A 290-nucleotide genomic window follows, 5' to 3' on the forward strand; every position below is an offset into this window, starting at 1 on the left:
TCGTCCACTCTGGGTTAGTCGGGACCTAAGGCGAGGCCGAAAGGCGTAGTCGATGGACAAAGTGTCAATAGTCACTTACTGTTCTGTGGGAGCATAGACAGGGACGCATGAAAGATAGCCATACCCTAATTGGTTTGGGAGGGGTTTACGAACTCCGAGTGGCGAAGGAAAGTGCCAAGAAAAGCTGTGTATGTGATGAAGATAGAACACCCGTACCCGAAACCGACACAGGTAGGGAGGTTGAGAATACCAAGGGGCGCGAGATAACTCTCTCTAAGGAACTCGGCAAA

1 rRNA gene is annotated in these 290 nt (G+C 50.7%); it reads left to right on the forward strand.

Annotation, left to right across the window (positions count from 1 at the left end):
* Positions 1-290 (forward strand): 23S ribosomal RNA (locus tag FFO06_RS20910); the annotation flags it as partial.

Source organism: Dolichospermum planctonicum (genome assembly GCF_005402965.1).
In the GTDB taxonomy this organism is placed as follows: domain Bacteria; phylum Cyanobacteriota; class Cyanobacteriia; order Cyanobacteriales; family Nostocaceae; genus Dolichospermum; species Dolichospermum planctonicum.